Source organism: Streptomyces sp. NPDC054961, assembly GCF_053609145.1.
The window spans coordinates 52,553-64,794 of the sequence record NZ_JBSGWY010000021.1; the positions used below are offsets into that span (position 1 = coordinate 52,553).

Here is a 12,242-nt window from a genome sequence, read left to right on the forward strand (position 1 = left end):
CACACAGAGAGCCACCCCCACCCCGGGCGTGGGGTCGCGCCCACCCCCCGGGGGGGGCGGGCGCGGCGGCCCGCGCCCCCGGCCCCCGTGGCCGTACGTCGTGACGGGTCAGGCGGAACGGCGGCGGGCCTGGCCCGCGCCACCCACCCGGCTGCGGGCCGAAGCCGCGGCCGCGCCACCGCCGGAGGCGCCGCCCCCGGTGCGCCGGCCGCGCTCGCCCGCTCCGCCCGTGGCACCGCCCTGGCCGGCCTGGCCGCGGCGGGCCTGGCCCGAGCCGGCGGCCGGGGCCTGACCCGTGGCGGCGCCGCCACCGCCGGAACGGCGGCCGCGGCCGCCGGCGGCCGGAGCCGCTCCCGTACCGGAGCCCGTGCGCGGACCGCCGGAGCGGCGGCGCGCGCCGGAGCCGGAGCCCCCGCCGGCCTGGCCGGCGGAACGCTGACGCGGCGCGGGCGGCTGCGGCACGTCCAGCACCACCGGGATGCCCGAGGGCTCCTTGGCGCCGGTGAGGCGGGCCAGCTCCTCGTCGGAGGACTTGATCTGGGCGGTGCGCGGGGAGATCCCGGCGTCCGACATCAGGCGGGTCATGTCGCGCTTCTGGTCGGGCAGGACCAGCGTGACGACGCTGCCGGACTCGCCCGCGCGGGCGGTACGGCCGCCGCGGTGCAGGTAGTCCTTGTGGTCGACCGGCGGGTCCACGTTGACGACGAGGTCGAGGTCGTCGATGTGGATGCCGCGGGCGGCCACGTTGGTGGCGACGAGCGCGGTGACCTCGCCCGTCTTGAACCAGTCGAGGGTGCGGTTGCGCTGCGGCTGCGAGCGGCCGCCGTGCAGGCCGGAGGCGCGGACGCCGTCGGCGAGGAGCTTCTTGACCATGCGGTCGACCCCGCGCTTGGTGTCGACGAACATGATCACCCGGCCGTCACGAGCGGCTATGCGCGTGGCCACGGCCTTCTTGTCGGTCTCGTCCATGACGTACAGGACGTGGTGCTCCATCGTGCTGACCGCACCGGCGGACGGGTCGACGGAGAAGGCGACCGGGTCGGTCAGGAACATCTTGACGAGCTTGTCGATGTTCTTGTCGAGGGTCGCCGAGAACAGCATGGTCTGGCCCTCGGGCTGGACCTGCTTGAGCAGCGCGGTGACCTGCGGCATGAAGCCCATGTCGGTCATCTGGTCGGCCTCGTCGAGGACCGTGATGGCGACCTGCGAGAGGTCGGCGTCACCGCGGTCGATGAGGTCCTTGAGGCGGCCGGGGGTGGCGACGAGCACCTCGGCGCCGCGGCGCAGGAGGCCGACCTGCCGGTTGATCGACATGCCGCCGACGACGGTCGCGGTGCGCAGATTGACGGACGTGGCGTACGGGGCCAAGGCGTCGGTGACCTGCTGCGCGAGCTCGCGGGTCGGTACGAGGACCAGTGCGAGCGGCTGCTTGGGCTCCGCGCGGCGGCCGGCGGTGCGGGCCAGCAGGGCCAGGCCGAAGGCCAGCGTCTTGCCGGAGCCGGTACGGCCGCGGCCGAGCAGGTCACGGCCGACGAGGGAGTTCGGCAGGGTCGCCGCCTGGATGGGGAACGGCTCGGTGACGCCCTGGGCGGCGAGGGTCTTCAGCAGCGCCTCGGGCATGTCCATGTCCTCGAACGCGGCCACCGGCTCGAGGGCCGGGGTCTGCGGGACGGGCATGGTGAATTCTTGGGGCCTGGCCACGGGTGCGGACTTCTGCCGTCCCGCGCCAGCCTTCGGACGTCCCTGGGCCGCACCTCGACCCCGGGTGGGGCGGCGGCTGGGTCGTGCGGAGCTGGAGCTGGTCATGCGAGAAAGCCCTCCTGAAACCGGCAGGTACTGCTGAGAAATGCACAAACGGGTCGAAACAGCAGACAAGCCGGGGCCCGCACCTACTCGGTGCGGACCCCGGCGTGCTGACTGCCTTAGGCGGGGAGGATGTTCTCCGCCTGGGGGCCCTTCTGGCCCTGGGTGACGTCGAAGGACACGCGCTGGCCCTCGTTGAGCTCACGGAAGCCCTGGGTGGCGATGTTCGAGTAGTGGGCGAAGACGTCCGGGCCGCCACCGTCCTGCTCGATGAAGCCGAAGCCCTTTTCCGAGTTGAACCACTTCACGGTGCCAAGTGCCATTTTGAATCTCCTGAATAGGCGGCAAAGGGCCCCATCCGGAGATTCCGGCAAAACAATAAAAGCGCCTGTCGGAGCATTCCCGTCAGGCGCACATAAAGTTCATGGGTACCACAACTGCAACGAGAACTAAGCTAGCACACGTCGGCCGGGGAGTGCCGTGGCGCTCCTGTGACCTCCGTCGCGCGCGGCCCCACGCGCGCACCCTCGCGCCCACCTGCGCGAGGGCCGCCCGGAGCCGCGAAGGCCTTGTCCCGCTTGGGTCGAGGAGGATCCGCTCCCCCTCCGGGGATCCGGTCGTCACGCCGGGGAGGACCTCTTCGTCCCCGGTCCGAAGATTCACCCGGACGGCGGCGCCGGGGGTGTGCTCGGGCGGTCTGGTCCCGGGGTGCTTGATCGAAAACAATGAAGCCATGACGACGACTCCCCGCTCCCGGGCGCGATCCTTCGACAGCGCCGCCGCCCTCTACGGGCAGTTCCGGCCCGGCTATCCCGAGGCGCTCTACGACACGGTCGAGGAGCTGGCCGGGCGCGGCTTCGCCGGGGCGCGGGTGGCCGACGTGGGGGCGGGGACCGGGATCGGGACGGCGCCGATGCGCGCCCGCGGAGCCGAGGTGGTGGCCGTCGAGCCCGGGGACGGGATGGCGGCGGAGTTCCGGCGCGGGCATCCGGACATCCCGATCGTGCGCGGGGACGGGAACCGGCTGCCGCTGGCGGGCTCCGGGTTCGACTTCCTGACGTACGCGCAGGCCTGGCACTGGACCGATCCGGTCCTGTCGGTGCCGGAGGCCCGCCGGGTGCTGCGGCCGGGCGGGGCGCTGGCGATCTGGTGGAACGACCTGGACGAGTCGGTCGGCTGGGTGGCGGAGCAGGGCGGGCGGATCCGCGCCTTCTTCGCGGAAGACGGCCCGGGCGGTGCGGTGGGCGGGGCCGGTCCGGTGGGCGGGACCGGCGGCGCGGCCGTCAGCTTCCGCACGCTCCCGCGCGGCCTGGACTCGGGCTTCACGACCCGGTCCGTTCCCTGGTCGCGGCGGATCCCGCTGGAGGCGCACCTGGCGCACCTGGCCAGCCACTCGGCGTTCCTGCTGCTGGGCGAGGCCGGGACCCGGGAGTTCCTCGACGCCGAGCGGGAGCGACTGCGTCCGCTCTTTGCGGACGGGGTGGTGGAGGAGCCCTACGTGGTCTCCGTCAGCGTGGCGGTGATTTGAAACCTCCCCTCCCTGAAGGGAGGGGATTCCTAGCTCACTTCGCCTGGCACCTAGCAGGTGGCAGGGCTTACAAGATCAGCACTAGCCGGGTTGAGACCTGCCCGGACGAGCATCACGCGGGCGGAGTTCTTGTCCCTGGGGGACACCGCTCCGCACGCGGTGCACGTATACGTTCTCTCGGAGAGGGGGAGTGCGTGCTTGGTTCTCGCTCCGCACTGCGCGCAGTCCATCGTGGTGTGCGCGGGGTGTACCAGGTACACGGCACGGCCGTGCTTGCGGCCCATCTCGATCAGCGCCGCCTTCGTTGCGCTGATCGCGGCATCAGCTGCTTTGCGGGCCATGGTGGACTTGGCAAGGAACTTCGGGCGGAAGTCCTCCACTGCCAGGGCGTCATGGTCGCGGACCACGGTCCTGGCCCACTTCCGGCCGGTGTCCTGCCGCTGCCGGGCGATCTTCTTCGACACCTTTGCCGCAGCCCGGCGGGCTTTGCGGTATCCGGCGGTATCAGGCCGGTTCTTCGGCGTCTTGCGCCGGGCCATCATCCGCTGGTACCAGGCGAGCTTCCGTGCAGCGTTCCTCCCATGCTGGGGGTGGGGCAGGTCGTGGGCATCGGACGTGGTCGTGGCGGTCTCCCTCACGCCCCAGTCCACCCCGATCACACAGCCGGTCTCCGGCAGCGGCCGGGCCTCGGCAGCCACCACGAACGAGGCGTACCAGTGCCCGAGACTGTCCCGGTACACGCGTACCGAGGAAGGCCCGGAAGAAAGGTCCCGCGACCACACCACCGTCAAGACGATGCCGCCCGCCAAGTGCAGCAGGCCGTCCTTGAGCCGGAACCCGCGCTGCGTGTAGTTCAGCGTCGCCAGCGCCTCGCGCTTGCGCTTGACGCGGGGCATCCCGGCCCGCTGCCGTACCGGCAGCTTCGCCTTGATGTCCTTCAACGCCTTCGCCCGGGACTTGGCGAAATCCCGGACGGTCTGCTGCTGCGGCACTGAGGAACCCGCACGCAGCCAGCCCATCGACTGCCGGGCCTCTGTCAGCATCTTGTCGAGCTGCGCCGGGCCACACGTGATCTTCTCGGCGGCCGTCTTGTTCAGGCCGTTGACCTTGCGGGACATCGCCACACACTCGTTCCACACCCAGCGACACCGCGCCCACTCCCCTTCCAGGGCAGCCAGCGCGGTCGACGACACACGAAGCCGGTACGTGTACCGGGCGTGCCCGCCCCCGTCGGCCATCGCTGCTGTCGTCACGACGATCAACGTACAAGGCGCCACTGACAACGGAAGAAAGTACAGGTCAGAGCAGAGGCGCAGAGAACTCCGCCGCTTCGCGACTCCGCCCCAAGGACCCATTCCCCCCGGCCTGAAGGCCGGGGCCTCCCGGGAGAAATCAGGTGAGACCTGGTGCCCGGCGGTCGTCGTCGTGCACCCCGCTCCCGCTTCACCGCCTCCTGCTCACGGCGCCCCCGTCCGCCCCTGGAGCACCGCCGCCCGGCACTGCGAGGGGCTCCCCCATGCGTCGCGCAGCGGTCGGGCCTTGCGCAGCCAGAGCGAGAGGTCGAGCTCTTCGGTGTAGCCGACGGCGCCGTGCAGCTGGAGCGCGGTCATGGCCGCCGCGTACGCCGCCTCGCCGGCCGTCAGCTTCGCCGCCGCGATCTCCGCGGGTTCGAGCGACAGCGCCGCCGCCCAGAGCAGCGGCCTGGCGAACTCCAGGCCGAGCAGGGTGTCGGCCAGCCGGTGCTTGACCGCCTGGAAGCCGCCGATCGGCGCGCCGAACTGGGTGCGCTGCTTCGCGTACTCCACGGTGCGCGCCAGGAGCGCCTCGCCGACACCCAGGCTCTGGGCGGCCGTGAGCAGCCGGGCCCAGTGCGCGGCGGCGTCCGCCGCCGCGGTGACCGCCGGGCCGGCCGCGAGCAGCTCGCCGCCGTCGTCCGGCAGGGCGAGGCGCCGGGCGGGGTCGGTGGAGGTCCGTGGGGGTGTGGTGGCACCGGCCAGGCGCAGTTCCCCCGCCGGCGACACCGTGAAGAGGTGGGTGGCCGCGTCCGCGTCCAGGGCGTACGGGCCCCCGGCCGGCAGGGTCAGCGTGGCCGTGGTCTCCCCCGCGACCAGCCCGGGGAGGAAGCGTTTCGCCAGCGTCTGGTCGCCGAGCCGGGTGAGGAGGACGGAGGCGGCCGCGGTCTCCACGACCGGGCCCGGCACGCCGACCCGGCCCAGTTCCACGAAGCCGAGCGCCTGTTCCAGCGGCAGCAGGCCCATGCCGTCGTGGGCCTCGTCCGCCGCGAGGGCGAACAGGCCGGTCGGGGCGAGCCGCGCCCAGAGCGCCCGGCCGGGGCTGTGGTCGCCCGCGCCCCAGGCCCGTACGGCGGCCGGGACCCCGGAGGCGCCGAGCAGGCCGCGCAGGGTGCGGGCGAAGTCCGCCTGTTCCTCGGTGAGCAGGAAGCGCATCAGCGGCGGCCCTTCGGGAGGCCGAGCAGTCGCTCGGCGATGATGTCGCGCTGGATTTCGTTGGTCCCGGCGTAGATGGGTCCGGCGAGCGAGAAGATCCACGGTTCGGCCCACGCGCCGTCGGCGAGCTCCGCGTCGGGGCCGAGCAGGTCGAGGGCGCTCTCGTGCAGGGCGATGTCGTACTGGGACCAGAAGACCTTGTTCAGGCTGGACTCGGCGCCGATCGTCTCGCCGGCGGCGAAGCGGGAGGCGTTGGCCCAGGTGAACAGCTGGTAGGCGCGCGCGCCGACCACGGCGTCGGCGACCCGGTCGCGCAGTGCGGTGTCCGCGGGGTCCCCGGCGCTGCGCCACAGCCCCACGAGGCGGTCGGCGGAGGCGAGGAAGCGGCCGGGGGCGCGCAGGGTCAGCCCGCGCTCGTTGCCGGTGGTGGACATGGCGATCCGCCAGCCCTGGCCGGGCTCGCCGATCACGTCCGCGTCGGGCACGAAGACCTCGTCGAGGAAGAGCTCCGCGAAGGCCGGTTTGCCGTCGAGGCGGCCGATGGGCCGCACGGTGACCCCGGGGGCGCGCAGGTCGAACATCAGGTAGGTGAGGCCCTGGTGGGGCCGGGGGGCGGCGGGGTCGGTGCGGAAGATGCCGAAGGCGCGGTCGGCGAAGGCGGCCCGCGAGGACCAGGTCTTCTGTCCGGACAGCAGCCAGCCGCCTTCGGTGCGCACGGCCCTGGAGGTGAGGGAGGCGAGGTCGGAGCCGGATTCCGGCTCGGACCAGGCCTGGGCCCAGATCACCTCGCCGCTCGCCATGGCGGGCAGGACGCGGGCGCGCTGGTCGTCGGTGGCGTGGTCGAAGAGGGTGGGGGCGAGGAGGTTGATGCCGTTCTGGGAGACCCGGCCGGGCGCGCCGGCGGCCCAGTACTCCTCCTCGAAGACCAGCCACCGCTCGATGTCGACGCCCCGGCCGCCGTACCGCTCGGGCCAGGAGACCACCGACCAGCGATCCGCGTGCAGGAGCGCCTCCCATTCCCGGTGCGCGGCGAACCCCTCCTCGGTCTCCAGGGAGGGGAGGGGGGCGGGCGGCACGTGGGCGGTCAGCCAGGCGCGGGCCTCGGCCCGGAAGGCCTCCACGTCCGCCGAATGGTTCAGGTCCATCAGGTGTTCGCCTCCTTCGTGGCGGCGGTGCCGCTGCCGCCGGGCGTTTCCGCCGGCGGCACGGACCTGCTTCCCTAACAAGTGTTTGGTAGGTTAACGTACGGCCATGACCAGCGTCGAGGAGTTCCGTACCGGGCTTCGGAGCCGGGTACGGGCCCGCCTCACCGGCGGGTCCGCCTCCCCCGGCGGCCCCGGCGGCCGCGGCGGGCCGGGCCGGGAGCGCGAGGCCGTCGCCGAGCGGATCCTCGGCCTTCCCCAGGAGGTACGGGCATGAACGCACCGGAGTACGTCGCCGGGCACGGGCTGCTGAAGGACCGTACGGCCGTCATCACCGCGGCCGCCGGGGCCGGCATCGGCGGGGCCACCGCCCGCAGGTTCCTGGAGGAGGGCGCCCGCGTCCTCCTCGGCGACGCGCACGCCCGCCGCCTCAAGGAGAGCGAGGAGGCGCTGGCCGCGGAGTTCGGCGCCGGGCGCGTCACCTCCCTGCCCTGCGACGTCACCGACGAGGACCAGGTCCAGGCGCTCTTCGCGCTCGCCGAGCAGACCTTCGGCGGCCTGGACATCGTCGTGAACAACGCCGGACTCGGGGGGACCGCGCCCCTCGTCGACATGACCGACGAACAGTGGGCCCGGGTCCTCGACGTGACCCTGAACGGCACCTTCCGCTGCACCCGCGCCGCGCTGCGCTCCTTCCGGGCCGCCGGGAGCGGACGCGGGGTGATCGTCAACAACGCCTCCGTCATCGGCTGGCGCGCCCAGAGCGGGCAGGCGCACTACGCCGCCGCGAAGGCCGGGGTGATGGCGCTGACCCGCTGCGCGGCCCTGGAGGCCGCCGAGTTCGGCGTACGGATCAACGCGGTCGCGCCGAGCCTGGCCATGCACCCGCACCTGGTGAAGGTCACCAGCGAGGAGCTGCTGCGCGAGCTGACGGCCCGGGAGGCCTTCGGGCGGTACGCCGAGCCGTGGGAGGTCGCCAACGTCATCGTCTTCCTGGCCGGCGACTACGCCTCGTACATGACGGGCGAGACCGTCTCGGTCAGCAGTCAGCACGCGTAGGCCGGCGCCGGCGTATGACCAGAATGGGCACGTGCCAACGAACAAGCCGACAGCCAAGAAGAAGCCCCAGGTGACGGCGTCGCCCGAGCGCCGCCGCGAACTCCTCGACACCGCCGCCGAGGTCTTCGCCGCGCAGGGCTACAACGCCACCACCGTCCGCAAGATCGCCGATGCCGCCGGGATGCTCGCCGGCAGCCTCTACTACCACTTCGATTCCAAGGAATCGATGCTCGACGAGATCCTCTCCGCCTTCCTGACCGAGCTGTGGGACGGGTACGACACCGTGCTCGCCGCCGGTCTCGGACCCAGGGAGACCATCGAGGCCCTCGTCACCGAGTCGTTCCGGGAGATCGACCGGCACCGCGCCGCCGTCGCCATCTACCAGAAGGAGTCCCGGCACCTCTCCGCCCAGCCCCGCTTCCACTACCTCTCGGACTCGCAGGTCAAGTTCGAGAAGGCGTGGCTGGGGACGCTGGAACGCGGGGTCGCCGCGAAGGTCTTCCGCGCCGACCTGGACATCCGCCTCACCTACCGCTTCGTACGCGACACGGTGTGGGTGGCGGCTTCCTGGTACCGGCCGGGCGGCCAGCACAGTCCCGAGGAGATCGCCCGCCAGTACCTCTCGATGGTGCTGGACGGCATCGCCACCCGCACGTGACCCCTGAGGAGTTCCGATGCCCGAGGCCTACATAGTCGAAGCGGTGCGCACCCCCGTGGGCCGGCGCAAGGGAGGCCTGTCCGAGGCCCACCCGGCCGACCTGGGAGCGCACGTCCTGAAGGCGCTCGTCGAGCGGTCCGGGATCGACCCGGCCGCCGTGGAGGACGTCGTGTTCGGCTGCCTCGACACGGTGGGGCCGCAGGCCGGCGACATCGCGCGGACGGCCTGGCTGGCGGCGGGACTCCCCGAGGAGGTCCCGGGCGTCACCATCGACCGCCAGTGCGGATCCTCCCAGCAGGCCGTGCACTTCGCGGCGCAGGGCGTGATGTCCGGAACGCAGGACCTGGTGGTCGCGGGCGGCACCCAGAACATGTCGATGATCCCCATCGCCTTCGCCTCCCGGCAGGCGGCGGAGCCGCTGGGCCTCACGCAGGGGCCCTACCTGGGGTCGGCGGGCTGGCGGGCCCGGTACGGGGACTCCCCCGTCAACCAGTTCCACGGCGCGCAGCTGATCGCGGAGAAGTGGGGGATCTCGCGGGAGGACATGGAGCGGTTCGCCCTGCGCTCCCACGAACGGGCGCTGCGCGCCATCGACGAGGGCCGCTTCGAGCGGGAGACCGTGCCGTACGGGCCGGTGGCGACGGACGAGGGCCCGCGCCGGGACACCACGCTGGAGAAGATGGCGGGCCTGAAGCCGGTCATGGAGGGCGGCACGATCACGGCGGCGGTCTCCTCCCAGGTCTCGGACGGCGCGGCGGCGATGCTGCTGGCGTCCGAGCGGGCGGTGCGGGAACACGGGCTGCGGCCGCGCGCCCGCATCCACCACCTGTCGGTCCGCGGCGAGGACCCCATCCGCATGCTGTCGGCGCCGATCCCGGCGACGGCCCACGCCCTGAAGAAGACCGGCATGTCCCTCTCGGACATCGACCTGGTCGAGATCAACGAGGCGTTCGCCCCGGTGGTCCTGGCCTGGCTGAAGGAGACGGGCGCGGACCCGGAGCGGGTGAACGTCAACGGCGGCGCGATCGCCCTGGGCCACCCGCTGGGCGCGACCGGCGTCAAGCTGATGACGACGCTCCTGCACGAACTGGAGCGCACGGGCGGCCGCTTCGGCCTCCAGACGATGTGCGAGGGCGGCGGCCAGGCCAACGTCACCATCATCGAGCGGCTGTAGCCCGGGGTCCGCGGTCCCGCCTCCCGGGGTCCCCTTCCCGGGGGTCCGGCCCCCGGAAGCGTCCGCGCCCCGCGCGCCCGGCGGGGTCGTGCTCAGCCCCGCCGGCGCCTGGAGAGCCGGGTCAGGGAGACCGTCTGGGCCAGGACCAGGCCCGCGGTCAGCGCCTCCCAGTACACCGCCCCGTCCGCCCCGTCCGTCCCGTCCGTGCGCGGCGCGTACGCGTCCCATGCCCGGGCGGCGCACAGGGCGATCAGCAGCGCGCCGGCCGCGAGCAGGGTCCGGTGGACGAAGCCGGCGTCGGTGCCGTTCGGCAGTCCGGACGCGAAGGCGAACAGCACCAGCGTCACCGGCAGCCAGTGCGGCTGGTCGCCGCGCAGCAGCAGGGCGGCGGCGAACTCCGCGGCGAGGGCGAGGCAGTTGCGCACCAGTGCCCCGGAGACCGATATCGACATGCACACATCATGCCGGGTGGTGTCGCGCGCGGGGCCGCCGGGGCCGCGCCCCGGCGGCGGCGCTCATCGGGCCGTCATCCCGCCGTCGACCGTGAACTCCGCGCCCGTGATGTACGAGGACGCGTCCGAGCAGAGGAAGAGGACCAGCTCCCCGACCTCCTCGGGCCGGCCGATCCGGCCCAGCGGCACGTGCGACCAGTCCCGCCCCGCGACCGCCTCGCTGACCATGGGGGTGTCGATCGCCCCCGGATGGACCGAGTTGACCCGGATCCCGTCCCCCGCCAGGTCCAGCGCGGCCGACTTCGTCAGCCCGCGCAGCCCGAACTTGGTCGATCCGTACGCCGCGTGGCCCGGGATGCCGGTCAGCCCGGCGGTGGAGGAGACGTTGACGACCGAGCCGCCGCCGCCCGCGCGCAGCACCGGGGCCACCGCCTGGATACCGAGGAAGGGTCCGAGCAGGTTGACCCGGAGCAGGGCTTCGAAGTCCTCCAGGCGCTGGCGCTCCACGTGGGCCGTGCGCCACAGCGCCGCGTTGTTGACCAGCGCCGAGACGGTGCCGAAGGCCCGTACGGACTCCCTGACGACCTCCGCCCAGCTGTCGGCGTCGGCCACGTCGTGGCGCACGTAGATCCCCTGGTCGCCCAGCGAGGTGGCGACCGAGCGGCCCTCCTCCTCCCGGACGTCGGTGATCACGACCCGTGCGCCGGCCTCCGCGCACAGCCGGGCCCCGGCCGCGCCCTGGCCGCGTCCGGCGCCGGTGATGACGACGACCTTGCCGTCGAGGGAGACGGACACGGCTCAGCCCTCCAGCGTGCGCGGGCGCGGGTACGGGTACGGGTACGAGCGCCGGTGCGGGGTCCGGCCCGCACCGGCGGTCCGTCCGGGGGCCGGGCCGACGAGCCGCACGGCGTGGAGCATCGAGAACTTCACGGAGAACCTCCCCGCCGTGCCCACGCACGACACCTGGTACGCATTTCGAATAGGCATATGTCTAGCAGTCATGGTCTCTCGGGGGAAGGGGCCCCACGAGGACCGGTCGTAGACTGCGCTGCGTGGCAGACGAGACGAACGACCGCCCGCTCCCCGCGACCAGCTGGGCGGTGCTCGGGCTGCTCTCCTTCGGGGAGGAGCTCTCCGGTTACGACCTGAAGAAATGGTCGGACCGGTCACTGCGGTTCTTCTACTGGAGCCCGTCCTTCAGCCAGATCTACAGCGAGCTCAAGCGGCTCGAGAAGGCCGGCTACGCCTCCTCGCGGCTCGTCGCCCAGGACACCGGCACCCGCGACAAGCGGGTGTACCGGATCACCGGCGAGGGCATGGCGGCCGTACGGACCTGGGCGCGCGAGGCGCCCGTCGACCCGCCGGTGCTCAAACACGGGCCGATGCTGCGGCTCTGGCTCGGCCACCTGCTGGAGCCGGAGCAGATGCGCGAAGTCCTCGTACAGCACCAGGAGTTCGCGGAGCAGATGCGGCTCCGTGCGGTGGCCGACGCGCAGGACGCGAAGAAAGAGGCCTCGTGGGCCTACCCGGCGCTCACCCTCAAGTGGGCGGAGCGGTACTACGCCTCCGAGCGCGACCTCGCGGGCGCCATGCTGGACGACATCGCGGAGCTGGAGAGCCGCCGCGGTGGCGCGGCGGGCTGAGGACCGACGACGGCCGGCCGGAGCATCGGCCAGGACACGGGGTTCCGCCGCTCCGGCGCTCGTCGTCTTCCAGACGGACGGCGGCCCCGTCAGCAAGCTCGCCGCCGAGAAGTACCTGTGCAAGGCGGCCCGGCTGCCGATGTTCTGGCAGTTCGTCGGCTTCGGGAACACGCGCAGCTCGCAGTTCGACTTCCAGCGCCGGCTCGACGAGCTGCCCGTGCCCGGCAAGCGGCCGGTGGACAACGCGGGCTATTTCCATGCCGGTCAGGACCCGCGCGCCGTCGCGGACCAAACTGGCTGGCGGCGGCCCGTGCGGCGGGCATCGTGCGCGCCTGA

General features: G+C 72.9%; 14 protein-coding genes and 1 pseudogene. 7 read left to right on the top strand and 8 right to left on the bottom strand.

The window, feature by feature from the left end; translation table 11 throughout:
* Nucleotides 1-108: 108 nt before the first annotated feature.
* Entirely contained in the window at nucleotides 109-1,806 is a 1,698-nt protein-coding gene (locus ACWF9Z_RS20025) for a DEAD/DEAH box helicase (protein ID WP_453603816.1), read from the bottom strand.
* 116 nt (nucleotides 1,807-1,922) lie between these two features.
* Nucleotides 1,923-2,126, bottom strand: coding sequence for a cold-shock protein (locus tag ACWF9Z_RS20030; RefSeq protein WP_112447913.1), 204 nt, complete (start codon nucleotides 2,124-2,126; stop codon nucleotides 1,923-1,925).
* Nucleotides 2,127-2,536: 410 nt separating this feature from the next.
* On the opposite strand from ACWF9Z_RS20030, the gene ACWF9Z_RS20035 reads away from it, so the two are divergent.
* The gene (locus tag ACWF9Z_RS20035) at nucleotides 2,537-3,331 is read left to right on the top strand and encodes a class I SAM-dependent methyltransferase (RefSeq protein WP_453603818.1); all 795 of its coding nucleotides are present in this window, start codon (nucleotides 2,537-2,539) and stop codon (nucleotides 3,329-3,331) included.
* Nucleotides 3,332-3,381: 50 nt separating this feature from the next.
* On the opposite strand, the gene ACWF9Z_RS20040 is transcribed toward ACWF9Z_RS20035, so the two are convergent.
* From ACWF9Z_RS20040 to ACWF9Z_RS20050, 3 genes are all read right to left on the bottom strand, one after another.
* Entirely contained in the window at nucleotides 3,382-4,569 is a 1,188-nt protein-coding gene (locus ACWF9Z_RS20040) for an RNA-guided endonuclease InsQ/TnpB family protein (RefSeq protein WP_453603930.1), read from the bottom strand.
* Nucleotides 4,570-4,788: 219 nt separating this feature from the next.
* Nucleotides 4,789-5,778: an acyl-CoA dehydrogenase family protein gene (locus tag ACWF9Z_RS20045; RefSeq protein ID WP_453603820.1), complete on the bottom strand. Its 990-nt coding sequence runs from the start codon at nucleotides 5,776-5,778 to the stop codon at nucleotides 4,789-4,791.
* Nucleotides 5,778-6,923, bottom strand: a complete 1,146-nt coding sequence (locus tag ACWF9Z_RS20050; RefSeq protein ID WP_453603822.1) for an acyl-CoA dehydrogenase family protein — start codon at nucleotides 6,921-6,923, stop codon at nucleotides 5,778-5,780. Before ACWF9Z_RS20050 ends, ACWF9Z_RS20045 begins: the two co-directional genes overlap by 1 nt.
* A gap of 106 nt (nucleotides 6,924-7,029) precedes the next feature.
* Here ACWF9Z_RS20050 and ACWF9Z_RS20055 point away from each other — a divergent pair, with 106 nt between their 5' ends.
* The 4 genes from ACWF9Z_RS20055 to ACWF9Z_RS20070 are packed head-to-tail and all read left to right on the top strand — an operon-like array spanning nucleotide 7,030 to nucleotide 9,811.
* Nucleotides 7,030-7,197, top strand: coding sequence for a hypothetical protein (locus ACWF9Z_RS20055; protein WP_453603823.1), 168 nt, complete (start codon nucleotides 7,030-7,032; stop codon nucleotides 7,195-7,197).
* On the top strand, nucleotides 7,194-7,979 hold the full coding sequence (locus ACWF9Z_RS20060; RefSeq protein WP_453603824.1) for an SDR family oxidoreductase: 786 nt from the start codon (nucleotides 7,194-7,196) through the stop codon (nucleotides 7,977-7,979). The genes ACWF9Z_RS20055 and ACWF9Z_RS20060 overlap by 4 nt, the downstream gene beginning before the upstream one ends.
* Before the next feature lie 31 nt (nucleotides 7,980-8,010).
* Nucleotides 8,011-8,637 carry a TetR/AcrR family transcriptional regulator gene (locus ACWF9Z_RS20065; protein ID WP_453603826.1) on the top strand — a complete coding sequence of 209 codons (627 nt, stop codon included), beginning with the start codon at nucleotides 8,011-8,013 and terminating at the stop codon, nucleotides 8,635-8,637.
* Between the two features lie 16 nt (nucleotides 8,638-8,653).
* Entirely contained in the window at nucleotides 8,654-9,811 is a 1,158-nt protein-coding gene (locus ACWF9Z_RS20070) for an acetyl-CoA C-acetyltransferase (RefSeq protein WP_453603828.1), read from the top strand.
* 92 nt (nucleotides 9,812-9,903) lie between these two features.
* Here the strand turns inward: ACWF9Z_RS20070 and ACWF9Z_RS20075 are convergent, their stop codons facing one another.
* The 3 genes from ACWF9Z_RS20075 to ACWF9Z_RS20085 all read right to left on the bottom strand — a co-directional run bounded on the left by ACWF9Z_RS20075 (nucleotide 9,904) and on the right by ACWF9Z_RS20085 (nucleotide 11,250).
* Nucleotides 9,904-10,263, bottom strand: coding sequence for a hypothetical protein (locus tag ACWF9Z_RS20075; protein ID WP_453603830.1), 360 nt, complete (start codon nucleotides 10,261-10,263; stop codon nucleotides 9,904-9,906).
* A gap of 63 nt (nucleotides 10,264-10,326) precedes the next feature.
* A complete protein-coding gene (locus ACWF9Z_RS20080; protein WP_453603832.1) occupies nucleotides 10,327-11,058 on the bottom strand; it encodes a glucose 1-dehydrogenase in 732 nt (243 codons plus the stop codon).
* Nucleotides 11,059-11,061: 3 nt separating this feature from the next.
* Nucleotides 11,062-11,250: a hypothetical protein gene (locus ACWF9Z_RS20085; RefSeq protein ID WP_453603833.1), complete on the bottom strand. Its 189-nt coding sequence runs from the start codon at nucleotides 11,248-11,250 to the stop codon at nucleotides 11,062-11,064.
* Between the two features lie 65 nt (nucleotides 11,251-11,315).
* Here ACWF9Z_RS20085 and ACWF9Z_RS20090 point away from each other — a divergent pair, with 65 nt between their 5' ends.
* Nucleotides 11,316-11,906 (top strand): helix-turn-helix transcriptional regulator, encoded by a 591-nt coding sequence (locus ACWF9Z_RS20090; RefSeq protein ID WP_453603835.1) that lies wholly within the window; start codon nucleotides 11,316-11,318, stop codon nucleotides 11,904-11,906.
* A 40-nt stretch (nucleotides 11,907-11,946) separates the two neighbouring features.
* Nucleotides 11,947-12,242, top strand: a pseudogene (locus tag ACWF9Z_RS20095) (VWA domain-containing protein); the annotation flags it as partial.